This is a genomic window from Bacillus cereus group sp. BfR-BA-01360 (assembly GCF_022663595.1).
In the GTDB taxonomy this organism is placed as follows: Bacteria; Bacillota; Bacilli; order Bacillales; family Bacillaceae_G; genus Bacillus_A; species Bacillus_A cytotoxicus.
The window spans coordinates 38231-56728 of the sequence record NZ_JAKUFV010000005.1; the positions used below are offsets into that span (position 1 = coordinate 38231).

Consider the following 18498-nt stretch of genomic DNA (forward strand, 5'->3'; position numbering starts at 1 on the left):
TGTGCATACTACAAATACGAGCCTGAGGGGGAATCAAATGAAACATAACTCTATAAAAGTATTACTACTTTGGATTGTACAAATTTTATTTTATTTTACAACCATATATATAACAGCATATAAACACGCTATACTCTTTACAATTTCCTATGTCCTCGTTCACATACTGTTTTTATTTATACCAGACAAACAGGCTTTTGTACTCTTTATACTTGGGACGATTCTTTCTGTATTTTATTTATTCTATCAGTCATGGGTTTATTTATGAAGCACATCCCTACAATTGAAGTATATGATTACGCATTTCCTTACGGTAGCTAACTTCTTCTTTGTATATATTTCAACTTATATGTTAAAACAAGTGATTCTGGAAAATAAAAATTTAACCGAACGAATACAGGTATTAGAACAGTACATCGGTGAATCAAAACTCCTAACAAGAACAGAATTTGAAAGACGTCAAACTTTGTTAATTGCTGCCATGAAACGTCGCAGCGAGACAGGAATAATTATCTATTTCGATTTCATCTCTTTTAGTAAACATACAAAGAAAAGTGTTATGGATCGTATAGCTTCTTTATTACTTTCTACTGTACGACGTGATTTTGACCTTGTGGGAAAATATGATCATAATACTTTAGTAACTTTACTTCAAAATACAGATATAGCTGGCGCTGAAATTGTCATGAATCGACTATATCCGAAAATGAAAGAATCGTTAACAGACGATGCAATACAACAAATTCAAATCACACAAAAGCAAGTAAATGGACAGGAGTCTAGTCCCTTATGATGACTATGATGACACTCATTATTTTCCTATTCTTTCTCCTATTTTGCATACTTGTCTTTTTAATTAGCATCGTCTTCTCTATTAAATATGTTTTAATTTGTACTGCTTTCTTATTTTCAGCCCTACTTGCTTATTATTCATTATTAACGATTGCAGGGCTGATTCATCGAAATAGAAAGAAGAAAGAACGTGTATTGGAACATTATCCGAGTGTCGATATTTTCATTCCAGCACATAACGAAGGGATCGTTATGAAAGATACACTAGAAGCAATGGTCAAGATTGAATATCCAGGTCAACTCACCATTTATCTATTAAATGATAACTCACAGGACGAAACACCCGAAATTGGAGATGCATTCGATAGGGATTATGCTCATATTCGTCACATCCGCGTTCCTCCAGGCGAACCAAAAGGAAAATCACGCGTATTAAATTATGGCCTTAGCATTTCGAATGGTAAATATTTTTGTGTATATGATGCTGACAATCAGCCTGAACCACATGCATTACGAATGCTTGTAGAATACGCTGAAACAACCGAGAACGCAGTTGGTGCAGTTGGACATGTTCGAACAATAAATGAGAAACGAAATTGGTTAACACGAATGATTTCACTAGAATTTCAAATTTTCCAGCTTCTCATGCAATCCGGACGCTGGCTGTTATTTCAAACCGGTTCTCTTACAGGGACAAATATGCTTCTTCGTCGGTCTGCTTTAGAAGAACTCGGTGGCTATGATCCATATGCAATTGCGGAAGATGCAGAACTGACATTACGAATTACGCAACAAGGCTATGTATTACCAATCGTCCCTGAATCTGTTACTTGGGAACAAGAACCAGAGCACTTAAAAATTTTGATTAAACAACGAACACGCTGGCTACAAGGAAACTTATACATTTTGGAAAAAATATTTTCTTCATTCCATTTCTTTAAAGGAAAGTTGCTTGTCCATTCCTTACAGCAGGTACTCGTTTACCTTGTCTTTTGGTTATTTCTCATTATCTCGAATATTTGGTTCATTGTAGGATTACTCGGTCTATTTCACATTCACTATACCATTCCATTACTATTTATGTGGTATGTCGCATATATTACGTATACTGCCCAACTATTTAGTTCACAAAGTGTTGAAAGAACATTTACACCAATTAATATTTTCATTAGTATCATTATGTACTTTACCTATGCTCAACTCTTTACTTACTTATTTATTCGCAGCCTCATTCTTTATTTGCGTGCAAAAAGTAAAAAACAAGTCATCGGTTGGGATAAAACGGTTCGATTCAAAAAAGAGAAGTAGTCCTATTTAAACAAACGTTTGATTAAAAAATAAACACAGAGCGCCGTATGCTCTGTGCTTATTTTTTGACTAAACGTCTATATATCGGACAAATACCCCTTAGCCGAAAGTAAGTTTCACGTCCATCCCCCAACGAACGATTTACTTTCATTTATATACGAAAAAGTGACTGCTATTTTTGTAAAACCAACTGCTTGTCTTGTTGTTCTTTCACTACTTGAGTCTTTGGTTCCGTGCTTTCTTGCACATTACGATGTGCTACACGTTTCAAACAAATATGCTTCCACTTTCTTTCGTAACGTTTCATTATTCTAGTTGTCCCCCTTGAATACACTTAAAACTTTATTGAAATCGCTTACAATAAATAATATAGCATATATATAGAAAAGTGACAACATATTTCTGACAATTTTTTGTCAAAAATATGAATAACTTATGAAAATCATGTGAAAAAATATAAAAATTTTTAGCCGAGCAATATTATTTTGCGTAAAAAAAGGAGCTGTCCCATAAGTCGAATTTTCGACTATGTGACACTCCCTTTTGGGATAGCCCCTTTTTCCGATCATTTACGTTGGCGATGCCGCCCTTCTTTTTGTAGCTCTTTAAATAACGAAGCTACCATAAAGAAGATAACAAATGCAAATGGAAATGCTGCGATAATGGAAGCTGTCTGTAATGCAGCTAAACCACCGACATAAAGTAAAATTGCTGCTAACGCCGCTTGAACAATACCCCAAATCAACTTAATGCGATTTGGTGGATTCAAACTACCGTGTGTCGTTAGCATACCAAGAACAAATGTCGCAGAATCCGCCGATGTAATAAAGAACGTTGAAATCAAGAGAATTGCAAGTACTGATAACACAGGACCGATACTTCCCATATGATCGAACACAGCGAATAATCCAATTTCTGTTCCCATCTCTTTAATTTGTTCATAAATATTTGCATGGTCAAATAATTCCATATAAATACCAGTGCCACCAAAAACAGAGAACCAAAGTGCCCCAATTAATGTTGGAACGAGCAGTACACCAATTACAAACTCTCGAATTGTACGTCCGCGCGATACACGAGCAATAAACGTCCCAACGAATGGTGACCATGCAATCCACCATGCCCAATAGAAAATTGTCCATGATTGAATCCATTGATTTCCGCTTTTATCTAATGGACTTAATCGAAAACTCATGCTTGGTAACTCCTGAATGTAAGCCCCAATTGTCGAAGTGAAATAGTTCATAATAAAATTCGTTGGACCTGCAAATAATAGAATTACCATTAGTGCAAAGGCTAAAATAATATTCGTATTACTTAAATATTTAATCCCTTTATCCAATCCTGTTTGAGCAGATAACATAAACAGAATTGTTACAGCGCCAATAATCACGAGTTGTGTTGTTAATGAATTCGGTATCGGCGTTAAATACCCAATACCGCCCGCGATTTGTTGTGCACCAAGTCCTAACGAAGTTGCAACACCAAACACTGTTGCAAAAACAGCTAATACATCAAATATATGTGCAACGCGCCCATGTTCTCCACTCTTAAATAAAGAGCCTACGGTCGCACTAATTGTACTTGGCTTTCCTTTTCGGAATGTAAAATACGCAATACAAAGCGCTACAAGTGCATATAGTCCCCAAGGATGTAATCCCCAATGGAAAAATGAGAAGCGCAGTGCCAGACGGGCACTTTGTTCTGTAGCACTTTCTCCATATGGTGGTGCATATAAATGATTTAATGGTTCCGCAACGCCCCAGAAAATCAGTCCAATCCCCATACCAGCACTAAATAACATGGCAAACCATGTTAAATAACTATAATCAGGTTCATCATCATCTTTCCCTAAACGAATTGAACCGTATTTTGAAACGATTAAAAAGATAGAAATCCCTAGGAAAATAGAAACAGAAATAATATAAAACCAACCAAACTTACTAACTAACACATGCTGAATAGCAGTTGTGACATTTCCTAAACTTCCTTTTCCAATCACTGATTCAGGAATAATCCCCCAAATCGTAAATGCAAGACATAATACCAATGAAACAATAAATGTTTTCGTCAGTTTCCTCATCAAATCCCCCTTCGTAGGTTTCTTTCGTTGTGTAAAATGACACAAATTCCAATGTGTTAAATCGGATAAATTACAACAATACTGCCGGTATCTTTCTACAAATGTGTAAAATAATGGCCACCAATTAGAATTCTTATAGACAATTTGTATCTTCTCAAATCATCTTTTTACTTCCTTGAAAAGCAAAAGGTGAAGATTACAATGTCAAATGATGCGAGATAAATGCGGAAGGGATCTATTTCCCTAAAAAAGATGTGTTACAGTTGTAAAAAAAGAGAAAATGCATGGATGTTCACTCTTTCTTTTTGTAACAATTATGCGGTTTTTTGTTAGGATATATTACGTATTTTTAAATCTACACATAAAATATTTATGTTTATATAACTATTTTAGTCATAAATTAGTAAAATACTCAAGGAATGTAACCCATTAGTAAAACTTATGTAATGTCTTCGTAACATTTTTATCTCTACCGAAAAATAGACACTATATTAAAAATGAGGAATATATAATGTAAACTACTTAAAAATAAGGCATGAAAAACGCTTTCTATCTTTTTTTGCTATGTTACAAATTGTTAATGGTTCTTTACGAATGGTTTGTAATTCTATGATTTCCCCAATTCTAAAAAAATCTGTTGCTATAATGAGGACACGAAAACAAACGCAATGGAGGCTATCATGAAAAAATTAATTGGTATAGCAACAGCAGCAGTTTTTGGTCTTGGGATTTTCACTACTTCTGCTAGTGCAGAAACTGTTGTAACAACAGACGTACTAAATGTACGAGAAAACCCAACTACGGAATCAAAAGTTGTAGGAAAAGTATTAAATGGTCATAAACTAGATGTTATAAATACAGAAAACGGATGGTCACAAATTAAATTCAATGGTAAAGACGTATTCGTAAGTGCAGAGTTCACAAAAAGCATCTACTATGTAACTGCTAACGTATTAAATGTACGTGCAGAAGCAAACACAAATTCAGAAATTCTTGGTACGTTAAAGAAAGATGATAAAATCGAAACAACGAACCAAGTACAAAATGGATGGTTACAATTTGAATATAACGGGAAAACAGCTTATGTTCATGCTCCTTTCTTAACAGGTGAAGCTCCTGTAGTAGAAAAACAAGAAACACAAGCTCCTGCTAAATCAGCTGCGCAAGCAAAACCTGTCATGCAAGTGAAAGCAGCTGCTACAAGTGCGCCTGCTGGCGGCCGTGAATTAACGGTTGTAGCGACAGCATATACAGCTCATCCAAGTGAAAACGGCGGCACATATGGTGGTCGTGTATTAACTGCAATGGGTCATGACCTAACAGCAAATCCAAATATGAAAATGATTGCTGTTGACCCAAAAGTGATTCCATTAGGATCAAAAGTATGGGTAGAAGGTTATGGAGAAGCAATCGCTGGTGATACTGGCGGTGCAATTAAAGGTAACCGTATCGACGTTCTAGTTGGTTCAGATAGCGCTGCTAACAAATGGGGACGTAAAACGGTAAAAGTGAAAATTTTAAAATAATCAATAACTGCTAAATCATAAGTCAGTTCTCTTATATTTGAGAGCTGGCTTTTATTTTTCTATAATGACAGTAAGGAGGTAAAAACATGAACTTACAAGCAAAAATAGACTGGATTGGAACTCCAAAGTCTTACCTATATAAAGATGATGATATGACATACGATGCAACCTCTATTGATTTCTCGATTGAACAAGATGATAACCGCTATAAATTACTTATACTAAAGCATGATGAAAAGACACATTACAAAATGATTCAATATGGTGTTAAGCCCGGGTCACAAAAACCATTTCCAATCGATATTCCCTTCCGAACAGACATGCTTCCATTCATTAACAAAATTCTACAAGATCCTTATGTACAAGCCGTATTATCCTAAAATCAATCTTACAAAAAGAAACTATCCCGTTAACGAGATAGTTTCTTTTCTAGTTAATGCGTCGGATCAGCAATTTCCTCAGACTTTAACGTATTATTTGCTACAAGTGAATGATATAGTAGTTTTCCACCTTCATTTACCGTAACCATATGGTCATTACTAAAGCTTTTAAACTTCACTGACCCATCACCATAACGAATATGATATTCCTCATACGTCGTTACTTTATACTTCGTAGCACTTTGCCTTTCTACATTACGGACATCTATCGTTAATAAGTCTTCTGTAATTCCTTTTTTTCTGTTTTCCTACATTTTTGTTTATAATGGTAGAGGAACGAAAATTTTTGTACGGAGGAAAATTATGCTGCAACATTCAATTACGAAAGATGAGATTATGATGATTGCAAATGAATTTGTTCAAGGATTAGATCCGCAGCAGGCGGCTGATCAAGAACATGTTGCGAACGCTCGTCATTTATATCGCAGCGGTGTTGTCTATAATGTGGATTTTGATGGGTATACGCTATCAGGGACGGTAGAGACTGAAAGCAACATATATAGCGTTCACATTCCCATTCGCAATGTATCAAACAGTTATTGCGATTGTTTTGCACCTACACAATGCGAGCATATGCTTGCCGTCTTATTATCAGCTGCTTCTAGTTTTGGAAAAGTGGGCGATGTATTAAAATTATTTAAAAATAAAACAAAACCATCGCAAACACCAATTCGAACGGCTCGACAACTGCTACAATCCTCCTCTTTTGCAGAAACGGATTATACAAGTTGGTATTCATACTTTGACTCTGAATATGAGACATTTAAGAAAGAGCAGGCGCGTCTTACTTATAAACAAATGTATTTTCTAATGAGTATTTTTACAGATTTTTACATGAAGTTGGAGCGGAAAGCACCGCGCGTTGTTGCGATCCATGAGTTATATAAACTGCACGGCGCGTTATATTCTTTTCAAAAACTATTAGAAGAAGTCAAGGAGTTTGAAACACAAAAAATCTATTCTTATCATCAACCCATTAACGTAATTCATCTATTTGTAGATAAAGTGGAGTCCATTGTACGAGATTTCAAATCAGAACCTGCACCTGCTGAATGTGAACCCATCTTGCAGGAAACGGCTCGGCTCGTACATACCATGTTCTTCTCAGCAGACTCCTATACACAAGAAAGATTCTTTATTTACCGTCATATATGGGGAGAACTCTTAACAGAGAACCTTCTCCTTGAGGAAGAAAAGAAACGAATTGATACAAAGATGCACCCGCTCTCAAAAGCACTCGCATCTTCACACCTACTCTTTCTAAAGCGAAATGATGAAGGAGCGATGGAACGATTAGAGAAACAACCCGCATTCGTCGTTAGTCTTTATTTTGATTGGCTAGAAGAATTGCTAAGTACGATGCAATGGGATCGTGCAAAAAATTGGTTATCTTTCACATATAAACAAGTGAAAAAAACAATACAAGATCAAGCCGATACGATTTTTGTGGAAGATATCGTTCGTTTATTTGTCATGATGTATGAAACATATGCGACACAAATGAATGAACAAGCTGGGTTGGAAATGATTTTGCAAGATTTATTACCGTACAGCTTCGCGAATTATGAACAATATGCATTGGCAAAAAAACAGTATCACACATGGACGGAATTGCATCTCCTGCATGGCCTTGAAGCGATTGAAGTATTGAAGGAGCCGCTAAAAGAAATTGAAAAAGAAGCACCTGAAGCAGCGCTCCCTCTTTATCATCTTGCTACAGTACAAGCAATTGAGGAACGAAATCGAAAGTCTTATCGCCGCGCTGTTCGCTATTTAAAAAAATTACGCATGCTATATAAACGTCTAAAGCGAACAGATGAATGGAATGCCTTCATCATTCAAATTGCTAATTTACATTCACGCTTACGCGCCCTACAAGAGGAATTACGGAAAGGAAAATTAATCGATGATCAAACAAATTGAAGTAACAATTCGGCTCCAATATGTCAATCAAGGTTGGTTCCTCTGGGGAGAGAATGAAACCGGGCATCCATTACCTGAGATGGCTTGGAGACAACATGCCTTTACATGGCACTCCACCTCCTTTTACGGTACTTTTTTAAAAGAAGCAATCCATGACGGACGACCTGGATTTATCTTAACGAGCCTTCAGGCATTTGAATACATTGCAAATAAACCGATGAACACCTTTGCCAATCTGCAATGGAATGGGCCAACTACCCTGCTAACGCCAGAGGCAAAAGAACTATGGGATGCTTTTGTAGCCGGGGACTTCCTCCCTGATATGGAGCGATGGTCTCATTATCCAGCATGGAAGGTAGAGAAACACTCTATTGAAGATCGTACGCTAGCAACCTTATTCTCCGAAGCTGTTAATGAAAGTATTTTGCAAGATACGCGTTCAGGAGACGGATGGGAAAATGCGAAGCGATTATATGAGCATTATGAGTTTTCCAAAAAACAACTAGAGACAGCACTTCATGAAGAAGACTGGCTCCGCAAAATTGGTTATATGGAAGACGATCTTCCCTTCACAATCGGTCTTCGTCTACAAGAGCCACATGATGAATTGGAAATGTGGAAATTGGAAACGATTCTTGCGCCAAAACGCGGAGCACATCGCATCTATATCTATACGGACTCTCATTCATTGCCAAAGAGATGGCAGGGCTATGAGAACCGAATTAAAGAAATGCAGGAAGGATTCAGCAAGCTCGTTCCATGGCTGAAAGAAGAGGACCATTTTCGAGATGAACTCTATGAAACAGAGGCTTGGAACTTTTTAACGGAAGCAAGTAATGAATTATTAGCCGCTGGTGTTACCATTTTATTACCATCTTGGTGGCAAAATTTAAAAGCAACGAAACCAAAACTGCGCATCCAATTAAAGCAAAATACGGCGCAAACACAATCATTCTTTGGTATGAACACACTCATGAATTTTGATTGGCGTGTTTCTACACAAGGAATTGATCTTTCAGAAAGCGAATTTTTTGAACTTGTCGAGCAAAACAAACGGCTGTTCAATTTAAATGGGCAATGGATGAGGCTTGATCCTGCCTTTATTGAAGAAGTAAAAAAACTGATGAAGCATGCGGACAAATACGGACTGGAAATGAAAGATGTGTTGCAGCAGCACTTATCTCGTTCAGCCGAAATAGAAACGACTCAAGAAGAGAGTCCATTTGCTGATATTGAAATTGAGCTAGATGATTATTATGAAGAGCTTTTCCAAAAATTGCTGCATATCGGTGACATTCCGAAAATCAAAATACCATCCTCCTTACAGGCAACACTGCGCCCGTATCAAGAACATGGTGTTAGTTGGCTATTATATTTACGCGAGCTTGGATTTGGAGCATTATTGGCAGATGATATGGGACTTGGAAAAAGCATCCAAACAATCACTTACTTACTCTATGTAAAAGAAAACAAGCTTCAAACAGGTCCAGCTTTAATTGTTGCGCCAACATCTGTTCTTGGGAATTGGCAGAAAGAATTCGAGCGATTCGCTCCCCATTTAAAAGTCATATTACATTATGGTAGCAATCGCGCAAAAGGAGAGGCTTTTAAGGAATTTCTACAAGGTGCAGATGTTGTACTAACTTCTTATGCACTATCGCAACTTGATGAAGAAGAATTAAGCACATTATGTTGGGATTCTATTATTTTAGATGAAGCACAAAATATTAAGAATCCACATACGAAGCAATCAAAAGCAGTTCGCAACTTAAAGGCGAACCATAAAATTGCTTTGACAGGAACACCAATGGAGAATCGTCTTGCTGAGCTATGGTCGATCTTTGACTTTTTAAATCATGGGTACCTTGGAAGTCTTGGACAATTCCAGCGCCGCTTCGTTACACCGATTGAAAAGGATCGAGATGAAGCTAAAATTCAGCAAGTACAGCGATTCATTTCACCATTCTTACTGCGTCGTACAAAACAAGATCAAACAGTCGCATTGAACTTACCGGATAAACAAGAACAAAAAGCATACTGTCCGTTAACTGGTGAGCAAGCATCACTATACGAACAACTTGTACAAGATACATTAAAAAATGTAGAAAACTTAAATGGAATTGAAAGACGTGGCTTTATTTTACTTATGCTAAATAAGCTAAAACAAATTTGTAATCATCCTGCTCTCTATTTAAAAGAAGATGTACCAAAAGATATTGTACAGCGTTCCATGAAAATGCAAACATTAATGGATTTGATTGAAAATATAAAGAACCAAAATGAAAGTTGCCTTATTTTCACACAATATATCGGGATGGGGCACATGTTACAGACTGTATTAGAAGAAACATTTGGTCAGCGCGTTCTTTACTTAAATGGAAGTGTACCAAAGAAAGAGCGCGATAAAATGATTGAACAATTCCAAAATAGAACATATGATATCTTTATTCTATCCTTAAAAGCTGGGGGGACAGGGCTAAACTTAACGGCAGCTAACCATGTCATTCACTATGATCGCTGGTGGAATCCAGCTGTAGAAAATCAAGCAACAGACCGAGCTTATCGCATCGGTCAAAAACGATTCGTCCATGTGCATAAACTGATCACAACAGGAACACTGGAAGAAAAAATTGATGAAATGCTTGAACGTAAACAATCGCTCAACAATGCAGTTATCACAAGCGATAACTGGATAACAGAGCTATCTACAGACGAACTGAAAACACTTCTTGGCGTATAAAACAGAAAAAGGAGCCATCCTTAATGGGATGAGCTCCTTTTTCTATGCCAAAACCAATTGCTAATCAGAATACCTGTCAATCCGCCGCACGTATCTAACAAGGAATCTTGCCACAACGGTGTACGATCTCCTGTAAACCACTGATGAATCTCATCAAATGTTGCATAACCAGCAACAAAAAGTAGTGCAAAAAGAAACGATCGCTTCCTTGAATAACCAGAGCGATAAAGCGCGTAATATGTCAATACACCAAGCATAAAGAAAACCATAAAATGGGCACCTTTGCGAAGGAAAAATTCAATAAAGCCACCGACTCCTTTGTTCGCAATACTAACCGGGGTTCCTCCACCATAATCAATCGATACCCATGAAAATTTCTCTTTCACAAATTCTACATTCACGTACTGCTCAATATCTGAACGCATATCTTGCTTCTTATACGGCTGTGCTGAAGAATAAAAAATAATTCCCATCCATAAGAAAACGGGAATCCAAAATAACCACTTTCTTTTCATTTTTGAAACTCCTCTCTCTTTCTCCTAAGCGTACCAAAAAAAATAAAAAAATTCACGCCAAAATCTTACTATTCCCTCCTATATATATGGTGAAAAGGGGGTGAGAACATGGCAGTGGAAACAATTGTAACGGATTTAACTTTACGACTTGTTCTAAACGCTGGTCTAGACAAAAATGGAAAAACAGTATTTAAAAACAAACAGTTAAAACAAGTTAAGCCAAACGCTGATTTAGAAAAAGTACATGACGTTGCACGCGCGCTTTCTTCCTTACAAGAATTAAAACTTCACGCTGTACAAGTTGTCAGCACAACTGATCTTTCAAACTTATAAAGGAGGTATAACTTATGCAAACGCTAGAATTAATTTTTTCGAAAGAAGATGGGAAAACGGTTGTTTTCTCCCTCGATAATCCCGTTACGCCTGTCAATGAGCAAACCATTAGTCAAGTGATGGATACGATTCTTGCTTCTTCCATTTTCTTATCACTTGGAGAAAACGCACAAAAAAAAGGAGCACGACTTGTTGAAAAGACAGTAACAGAAGTAAATATTGCTCCTTAATACAAAAAAGACGAAGCTGCCTTACGCTGCGGCTTCGTCTTTTTTCTTCGGCATTTCAATTGGAATGAAAATATGGGAAAATCCAACCGAAACATATTTATACTGTTCCTTTCCAAGCGTGAACTCCGTTGTATACGTTGAGAAGAACAAATAATCATTTCGCTTTGTATAATGATCAATTAACACTCCTACTTGAGGTTGTACATATTTGTTCGCTAATTTCTTACCGATTGTTGCAAGTTCCCCGAGTAACCCATCTGGATCCTCTTTTTCAACTTCTGTAAGCTTTTTACTAATATCATTTCGATTCATGAATTGCTTTGCTGCCCACTCTGTATATTCTCCTTTGCTCGGGTTACTATTAGCTAAATAAATAAACAAAAGAACAACGAGAGCCGCAATGATATATTTCTTTTTCATACTTTTATCACCCGCCTAACACTTTCTATTCTCATATATATGTCCAAGCGATGCAAATTATAAAAAGGATTATAGAAGAAATCCTCTAAAAACATCTATAACTTTACAATTTTTTACATTATTTTAAATCTATTTTTATATTTGGCCTTTATTATAAAATTTGTAAGCCATCTTAATTTAAAAGGAGGTCTTCCATTGTTGGAGATAGCGAAAATTCATACTATTTCAAATATGATAATGATGCTGTTACCACATAGAGATCTTTTTTTTCAAACTCAAATCCATACTACGGATGAAATTTTTTACTCACCAAAAACACCGTTTGAAATCATAAAGGAACTCATTATCTCACATAATTATTCTACATATGAGGGTAGACGAAAAGCAATCGTTGCAAAATGGAAATTATATCAAAATACACCCATTCCTATTGATCATCGTCGTTTCATCTGTGCCATTCCTACTCATTCTCCTCATACTTGGGACTGTACATGGTTATTTTATAAAAACATTGCATATATAGAAAAAGATGATAACAACCGAGCTATCGTATATTTTTGCAATGGAGACAATATCACCCTCTCTATTAGTGCTTATCAAATGAAACTACAATGGAGAAAGGCTGGTAATCTTTTAGCTCAAATGATGCTTGAAGATTTTCATAATGATTTTTAAAATAATACGAAAGTGGAGTCAGTCTGTTTAACCTGCCTCCACTTTCTGACCACTACGCTCCAGTACGCATCTTTTTGAACGCTTGCCGATATATCCACCTCACTTGATAGTATGTTAATCCCATCTCTCCTGCAATTTCATCAATGCTCTTTCCCATAAAAAAAGATTCGGTAATCACATGCTTTTCCCGTTCATTTAACACACTCATATACTCGTGAACTTCCGATGATACCTCTACTACTCCACATACATGTTCGAAATGCTCTTGTTCAAAACAAGTGTGATATGTTTGAAATCGATTCTCCTTCTTTAATTTCTCTAGCAAATACCCACGCACTGTCACAAATGCATAATTCGAAAAACTTCCTTTCTCTTCCTCATACCTTTCATATGCCATCCATAATCCAATTAAACCGCACTGATAAAACTCCTCATAATCCTTATATAAGCAGAGCCGTTTCATTTGATTTTTAATCATTTTCTCATACAAAGTAACTGCCTCAGTAAAAGTGACCGGCTTCATCTCATACCCATTTCTAAAAGGTATACCTTTTTGTTATTCCGCGGTACTTTTACAATATAAAAAGAGAAAGAGAATTTCATGGCAGGTTATTTCAAATTCTATCTCGCAAATTTCAAATTTAAGCAAGCTAAATTTGAAATTTCCATGCTGCTATATGAAATACGTGCAAATAAAAAACGACCCTAAAAAGAGCCGCTTTCATGATCTTATTGACCTAAGTTAGAGAAGCTAGAAGCAATACCACTTAAACTACTAAATGCAACAGAAAGGATAAAGAAGATTACAATAATCGTTGTTGCTTGTTTCTTGCTTAATCCTGCTACAATTTGTAAACCTAATCCCATGACAACTAATCCCCAAATACTGAAAACTTCAAAAGCTGAAGCAGCACCATGAAGATACGTACCTGGTTCAAATAAAGGTGCTAAACTCGTGTAAGAAGTTTCTGCAGAGCCGCCAATTATCAATTTTAAAATAAGATTTACAATAGCTCCTAAAATTGTAATAGTATACGTATATAAGTAAATAGATAATACCTTCATATACGGTGTATCGTTGCCCATAAACATCATAATAATTTTATAAATCCCTGCTACAACAAAAAACCAAAATATTGTACCAATTAATCCGCCGATAACTCCAATTCCAATACTAAAATACCCTGCCATTTTAGCCGCTTCTGGATCTGGAATATTTGCCAATGCTTCTGGATTATTCATCGCTTGGTACGTAGTAATACTAGCTATAATCGCCGTTATGATAACGAAAAGAAAGAATGCTCCCCAAACCGGGCTCTTCGTTTTCATTCGTTCAAACTGTACGCTCGGAGATGGAATCATTCCGAATAATGATGGCTTTTTCCCACTTACGTCTTGCGCATTAACATTTGGCTCCATTGTAACGCCTCCTTATCATTTATATCACCCGTTCTACCGGGCGGTTCACCTTCTCTACTTGAGAGACTACGAACCGCCCACTAGAACAATCTATGTGTAGTAGAGAGCACCTCTCTACTACACTAGCAATCTACTCGTAACGAAGTGCTTCAATTGGGTCTAATTTCGCAGCCTTGTTCGCTGGAATTAATCCGAAAATAATACCGAGTGTCATGGAGAATACGACGCCGCCAACGACAACTTCCCATGAGACCAGCGGTGGCCATTTCGCAAATGTGGACACAATATATGCTCCGCCATAGCCAAGACCAATCCCAATTAATCCGCCAAGCAGCGTTAACATAACCGCTTCAATTAAGAATTGTAGCAAAATTTTGCTACGCGTTGCCCCAAGCGCCTTACGTATACCAATTTCACGCGTACGCTCTGTTACAGATACAAGCATAATATTCATCACACCAATACCACCAACAACTAGAGAAATACCAGCGATTCCTCCGATAATCATTGTCATGATACTCGTTACTTTAGAAACTCCTTCTTGGAATTCTTTTAAATTCAGCATCTCATACTTACCTGAAATTTCACTTGGCTTACGACTATTTAATACTTCAACAGCTTTTTTACCCGCTGTTTCTAGATCATCTACATTTTTAGATTGGATGGAAATATTTTGAATTTCATCTGTTCCATATAAAGTTGGCCATAATGTAAGAGGAATTAATGCTTCTGAACTTTCAAATCCCATAATTTCATTATCCGATTGATACACACCAATAATTTGCATTGGTTGGCCTTTCATCTCGATAATTTTCCCAACAGGATTCTCATCTTTGAATAATACTTTTTCTGTCTTTGTACTAATCATGACCGCGTTATTTCCTTGAGAAATATCCCCTTCATTTAACGAGCGTCCTTTTACCACCTTTACTTTATTGACCGAAAAGTATTCACTGTCTAGCCCTATGACCGTAACCATTTCTTTTTTATCATTTACCTCAAGTGGTTCCATTATAGTATTCGTTGTAATGACATGTGAAACTTCTTTAATGTTTTTCACTTCAAAAATGTCTTCATCTGTAATCTTTGGTGCTTCTTGTTCTCCACTAAATGGATCGTTGATATCAGGAACAAAGTGAATCGGCATAAGGTTATTACCAGAGCCGGCAATTTTCGACTTTAACATCGCCTCTCCGCCCTGTCCGATGGCAACAACAGTAATAATAGAACCGACACCGATAATAATACCAAGCATCGTAAGTGCGGAACGAAGTTTATGCGCTAGGATAGAAGATAGGGCAATTTTTATACTATCTAATAAACTCATACCGCACACCTTCTATCTTCCGTAATTTTTCCATCTCGCAGCACAATGCGTCTTGAAGAATATGCCGCGACTTCTTCTTCATGCGTAACCATAACAATTGTTGTACCTTCTGCATTTAACTTTGTGAAGATATTCATCACTTGTTCACCAGATTTCGTATCAAGAGCGCCCGTTGGCTCATCGGCCATAATAAACGTTGGGTTATTCGCAATTGCCCTTGCAATTGCGACGCGCTGCTTTTGTCCACCTGACAATTCATTCGGTAAATGATGCACCCGATCTGCTAATCCTACTTTGCTAAGAGCCTCAAGGGCACGCTTACGACGCTCCGCTTTCTTCACACCACCGTAAACGAGTGGTAATTCAACATTTTCCACCGCTGAAAGACGCGGCAATAAGTTAAAATGTTGAAAGACAAAGCCAATATATTCATTGCGAATAAGAGCAAGTTTTGACTCGTCTGCTGTTAAGATATTCACATCGTTCAACATATATTCGCCTTCTGTCGGACGATCTAAACAACCAATAATATTCATAAGTGTCGATTTACCAGAACCAGACGGGCCCATAATCGATACAAATTCACCATTTTGAATCGTTAAACTAATGCCGTGTAGAATGGGTACTGCCAATTTTCCTTGATAATACGTTTTTTGAATATTATTTAGTGTAATCATTTTTCTTTCACTTCCATTCCGTCATACACTTTGTCGGAAGGATTTTTAACCACCTTTTGTCCCACTGTTACGCCTTCAAGAACTTCTGTCCAATCTCCATCAGTAGACCCTTTCTTCACATTTTGCTTACGAAGCTTTCCTTTTTCTTCTACATATACAAATGCATCGTCACCTTTTTCAACAATGCTCTTGCTTGGAACAGCAATCATTTTCTTATTTTCTAAATTTACTTGAAGTGACACATGATAACCTGGAGATAAACCATCTTGACTATCAAGGCTTGCTTTATATGTATATTGAGACATATTTTGCGTCGCTTCACCTGCTCCTGCCGCTTGTGCCATCTCTGCACTTGTTGGGAACTCACTTACCTCTATAATCTTACCTGTCCATTTTTTCTTACTGTTTGCTTTCGCTGTTACAGTAAATGTTTGATCTTTTTGAATTTGTGATTTTTGAAGCTCCGTTAATGTCCCTTGAATTTGGAATGGCTCTTTAGAAGCGATTTGTAAAAATGCTTTTCCTTGTCCACCCATCGCTTGTGAGGAACTTTGCGCTGCATCTTTATCTAGCTTTTGTACAACACCTGCAAAGTTGCTATAAATCGTAAGTTCTTTCTGTTTTTTCTGTAATTCTTCTACCTGCAACTTACCTTTTTCTTTTTCAAGATCCGCTGTTTTTTGCTGTAATTCTAATTCACTTACTTGCTCTTCCATCGGCTCTGTCACTTCTTTTCCAGCGCCGCTGTCTTTCGCTTTCTTAATCTCTTTCTTCAATGAATCTATTTTCTTCTGCGTCTGATCATAACGCATCGTTGCCATTTTTTGCTCAAGCTCGGCTTGTTGTATTTGCAAATTGATTTCTTCATTATCATAAGAGAATAACTTCGTTCCCTTTTCAACTTCTTGCCCTTCTTTTACGGCAATATCTTTCACTTTCCCTTTTGTTGGATCTGCATAGAAACTTTCGATATTTCCTGGCTTTACTTGTCCTGCAATTAATTTCGTATTATTTAGCTTACGCTCTGTTACTTTTTCGAAACTAATAGCATCCGCCTTCGCCTCGCCCTTCTTCTTATTTTGCATGACGAAAATGTTAATCGCTGCAACGACAACAATTAATGTAATAATCCCAATGATCATCCATTTCTTTTTTTTGTTTGGAGTACGAACCGTGTTTGGTAACATATTCTCTCTCCTTTTTATATTGATATAATAATAACAACATAATACAAAACTTTCAGAAAAACGTAACGAAACCTTTTCTACCATTACGCCTTTTTTACAAAGTTTTACACTAACAATTATATTGTAACAAAAATAATAATGTTTAGAAATATAACATCTTATCTTTTAAGCAAGTTTTAAGGAAAAATAGCGTAAAAAAGCCACCTTACATAAGGTGACCTGAGCGATTTTTAAAAAGATGCTCTCTCGGTTCATCTTCCATTAAAAATCTCGAATCATCTTTTCTCATTTTTTTAGGAATATTCCTTTTCACAAGCTGAAAGGCTTCATATTCAGCAGCATTCATCGCTCTTTGAATCATACACCCTTCGCTTTCCCCTTGTTTATCAAGCATCCAGCCTGTTTCACTCTTTAATTGTCTCCGAAACTCTTCTTTTGCTTCCTCATTTGGAAACATCCCTTCATTTACTCTCAAATAAGTCTCTACATTCATTGGAAACCACTCATCCTCATACCCATTCTCCACGAAACAAATTGAAATCCCAACCGGTGTGCTACGAACGACAAAATCAAATGTACAATCCTCTTCTGTGACAGTTGCTGAACAAAAATAGAACGTCTCAACTTCCGATATAAAGATTCCCAACCCTAGCAGCTCCTTTATACATATAATTCGTCTTTCAGACTCCTACTAAATTTTAACATGTATTTTTAAAGCAATTGTAAAGTATACGTTAAGTTTATATGTAGAGAAGAGCCATGAAACACGTATATTCTTGAAAGGTAGATGATGCATGTGTAATAGAAAATATATTGATATTATCTCGCAAAAAACATTATTCCTCGTTTTCTCAGTTCCAGCTCATTGCATGAATCTCCCTTTATTAAAGGAATTTTTCTCTC

At 36.7% G+C, this 18498-nt stretch carries 18 protein-coding genes and 2 pseudogenes; 9 read left to right on the forward strand and 11 right to left on the reverse strand.

Annotation, left to right across the window (positions count from 1 at the left end; translation table 11 throughout):
- The first annotated feature begins 37 nt into the window (after positions 1-37).
- Together MR056_RS06615 and MR056_RS06620 are read left to right on the forward strand one after the other, a co-directional pair.
- Positions 38-793: pseudogene (locus MR056_RS06615) on the forward strand (dGTP triphosphohydrolase).
- 5 nt (positions 794-798) lie between these two features.
- Complete coding sequence (locus tag MR056_RS06620; protein ID WP_048723559.1) at positions 799-2100, forward strand: glycosyltransferase family 2 protein; 1302 nt, start codon at positions 799-801, stop codon at positions 2098-2100.
- 172 nt (positions 2101-2272) lie between these two features.
- Here the strand turns inward: MR056_RS06620 and MR056_RS22240 are convergent, their stop codons facing one another.
- Together MR056_RS22240 and opuD are read right to left on the reverse strand one after the other, a co-directional pair.
- Positions 2273-2407, reverse strand: coding sequence for a hypothetical protein (locus MR056_RS22240; protein WP_087095574.1), 135 nt, complete (start codon positions 2405-2407; stop codon positions 2273-2275).
- A gap of 258 nt (positions 2408-2665) precedes the next feature.
- Positions 2666-4183 carry a glycine betaine transporter OpuD gene (opuD, locus tag MR056_RS06625; protein ID WP_048723511.1) on the reverse strand — a complete coding sequence of 506 codons (1518 nt, stop codon included), beginning with the start codon at positions 4181-4183 and terminating at the stop codon, positions 2666-2668.
- A 680-nt stretch (positions 4184-4863) separates the two neighbouring features.
- Between opuD and MR056_RS06630 the strand changes: the two genes are divergently transcribed.
- Together MR056_RS06630 and MR056_RS06635 are read left to right on the forward strand one after the other, a co-directional pair.
- Positions 4864-5709 carry a cell wall-binding protein EntA gene (locus tag MR056_RS06630; RefSeq protein ID WP_087099359.1) on the forward strand — a complete coding sequence of 282 codons (846 nt, stop codon included), beginning with the start codon at positions 4864-4866 and terminating at the stop codon, positions 5707-5709.
- Positions 5710-5795: 86 nt separating this feature from the next.
- Positions 5796-6089 (forward strand): DUF3910 family protein, encoded by a 294-nt coding sequence (locus tag MR056_RS06635; RefSeq protein ID WP_012096221.1) that lies wholly within the window; start codon positions 5796-5798, stop codon positions 6087-6089.
- Between the two features lie 53 nt (positions 6090-6142).
- Here the strand turns inward: MR056_RS06635 and MR056_RS06640 are convergent.
- Positions 6143-6388, reverse strand: a pseudogene (locus MR056_RS06640) (TcaA NTF2-like domain-containing protein); the annotation flags it as partial.
- Between the two features lie 64 nt (positions 6389-6452).
- Here MR056_RS06640 and MR056_RS06645 point away from each other — a divergent pair.
- Positions 6453-8072 (forward strand): SWIM zinc finger family protein, encoded by a 1620-nt coding sequence (locus MR056_RS06645; RefSeq protein ID WP_210351854.1) that lies wholly within the window; start codon positions 6453-6455, stop codon positions 8070-8072.
- Positions 8056-10812 carry a DEAD/DEAH box helicase gene (locus MR056_RS06650; protein WP_242136532.1) on the forward strand — a complete coding sequence of 919 codons (2757 nt, stop codon included), beginning with the start codon at positions 8056-8058 and terminating at the stop codon, positions 10810-10812. Before MR056_RS06645 ends, MR056_RS06650 begins: the two co-directional genes overlap by 17 nt.
- 20 nt (positions 10813-10832) lie before the next feature.
- On the opposite strand, the gene MR056_RS06655 is transcribed toward MR056_RS06650, so the two are convergent.
- On the reverse strand, positions 10833-11327 hold the full coding sequence (locus MR056_RS06655; protein ID WP_210351856.1) for a VanZ family protein: 495 nt from the start codon (positions 11325-11327) through the stop codon (positions 10833-10835).
- A gap of 108 nt (positions 11328-11435) precedes the next feature.
- On the opposite strand from MR056_RS06655, the gene MR056_RS06660 reads away from it, so the two are divergent.
- Together MR056_RS06660 and MR056_RS06665 are read left to right on the forward strand one after the other, a co-directional pair.
- Positions 11436-11660 (forward strand): DUF1659 domain-containing protein, encoded by a 225-nt coding sequence (locus MR056_RS06660; protein ID WP_012096225.1) that lies wholly within the window; start codon positions 11436-11438, stop codon positions 11658-11660.
- Between the two features lie 14 nt (positions 11661-11674).
- On the forward strand, positions 11675-11890 hold the full coding sequence (locus MR056_RS06665) for a DUF2922 domain-containing protein (protein WP_012096226.1): 216 nt from the start codon (positions 11675-11677) through the stop codon (positions 11888-11890).
- A gap of 21 nt (positions 11891-11911) precedes the next feature.
- Here MR056_RS06665 and MR056_RS06670 read toward each other — a convergent pair whose 3' ends face one another.
- On the reverse strand, positions 11912-12310 hold the full coding sequence (locus MR056_RS06670; protein WP_012096227.1) for a DUF4359 domain-containing protein: 399 nt from the start codon (positions 12308-12310) through the stop codon (positions 11912-11914).
- Positions 12311-12508: 198 nt separating this feature from the next.
- Here MR056_RS06670 and MR056_RS06675 point away from each other — a divergent pair, with 198 nt between their 5' ends.
- Positions 12509-12985, forward strand: coding sequence for a competence protein ComK (locus tag MR056_RS06675; RefSeq protein ID WP_235436430.1), 477 nt, complete (start codon positions 12509-12511; stop codon positions 12983-12985).
- Positions 12986-13037: 52 nt separating this feature from the next.
- Here MR056_RS06675 and MR056_RS06680 read toward each other — a convergent pair whose 3' ends face one another.
- The 6 genes from MR056_RS06680 to MR056_RS06705 form a co-directional block, all read right to left on the reverse strand.
- Positions 13038-13508 (reverse strand): sigma-70 family RNA polymerase sigma factor, encoded by a 471-nt coding sequence (locus MR056_RS06680; RefSeq protein WP_012096229.1) that lies wholly within the window; start codon positions 13506-13508, stop codon positions 13038-13040.
- Between the two features lie 206 nt (positions 13509-13714).
- Complete coding sequence (gene yknW, locus MR056_RS06685; RefSeq protein ID WP_210351857.1) at positions 13715-14404, reverse strand: YknW family membrane protein; 690 nt, start codon at positions 14402-14404, stop codon at positions 13715-13717.
- A gap of 130 nt (positions 14405-14534) precedes the next feature.
- On the reverse strand, positions 14535-15731 hold the full coding sequence (locus tag MR056_RS06690; RefSeq protein WP_210351858.1) for an ABC transporter permease: 1197 nt from the start codon (positions 15729-15731) through the stop codon (positions 14535-14537).
- Positions 15728-16408 (reverse strand): ABC transporter ATP-binding protein, encoded by a 681-nt coding sequence (locus MR056_RS06695; protein ID WP_012096232.1) that lies wholly within the window; start codon positions 16406-16408, stop codon positions 15728-15730. Before MR056_RS06695 ends, MR056_RS06690 begins: the two co-directional genes overlap by 4 nt.
- Complete coding sequence (locus tag MR056_RS06700; RefSeq protein WP_210351859.1) at positions 16405-17595, reverse strand: efflux RND transporter periplasmic adaptor subunit; 1191 nt, start codon at positions 17593-17595, stop codon at positions 16405-16407. Before MR056_RS06700 ends, MR056_RS06695 begins: the two co-directional genes overlap by 4 nt.
- A 205-nt stretch (positions 17596-17800) precedes the next feature.
- Positions 17801-18241 carry a hypothetical protein gene (locus MR056_RS06705; protein ID WP_210351860.1) on the reverse strand — a complete coding sequence of 147 codons (441 nt, stop codon included), beginning with the start codon at positions 18239-18241 and terminating at the stop codon, positions 17801-17803.
- Between the last annotated feature and the right edge of the window lie 257 nt (positions 18242-18498).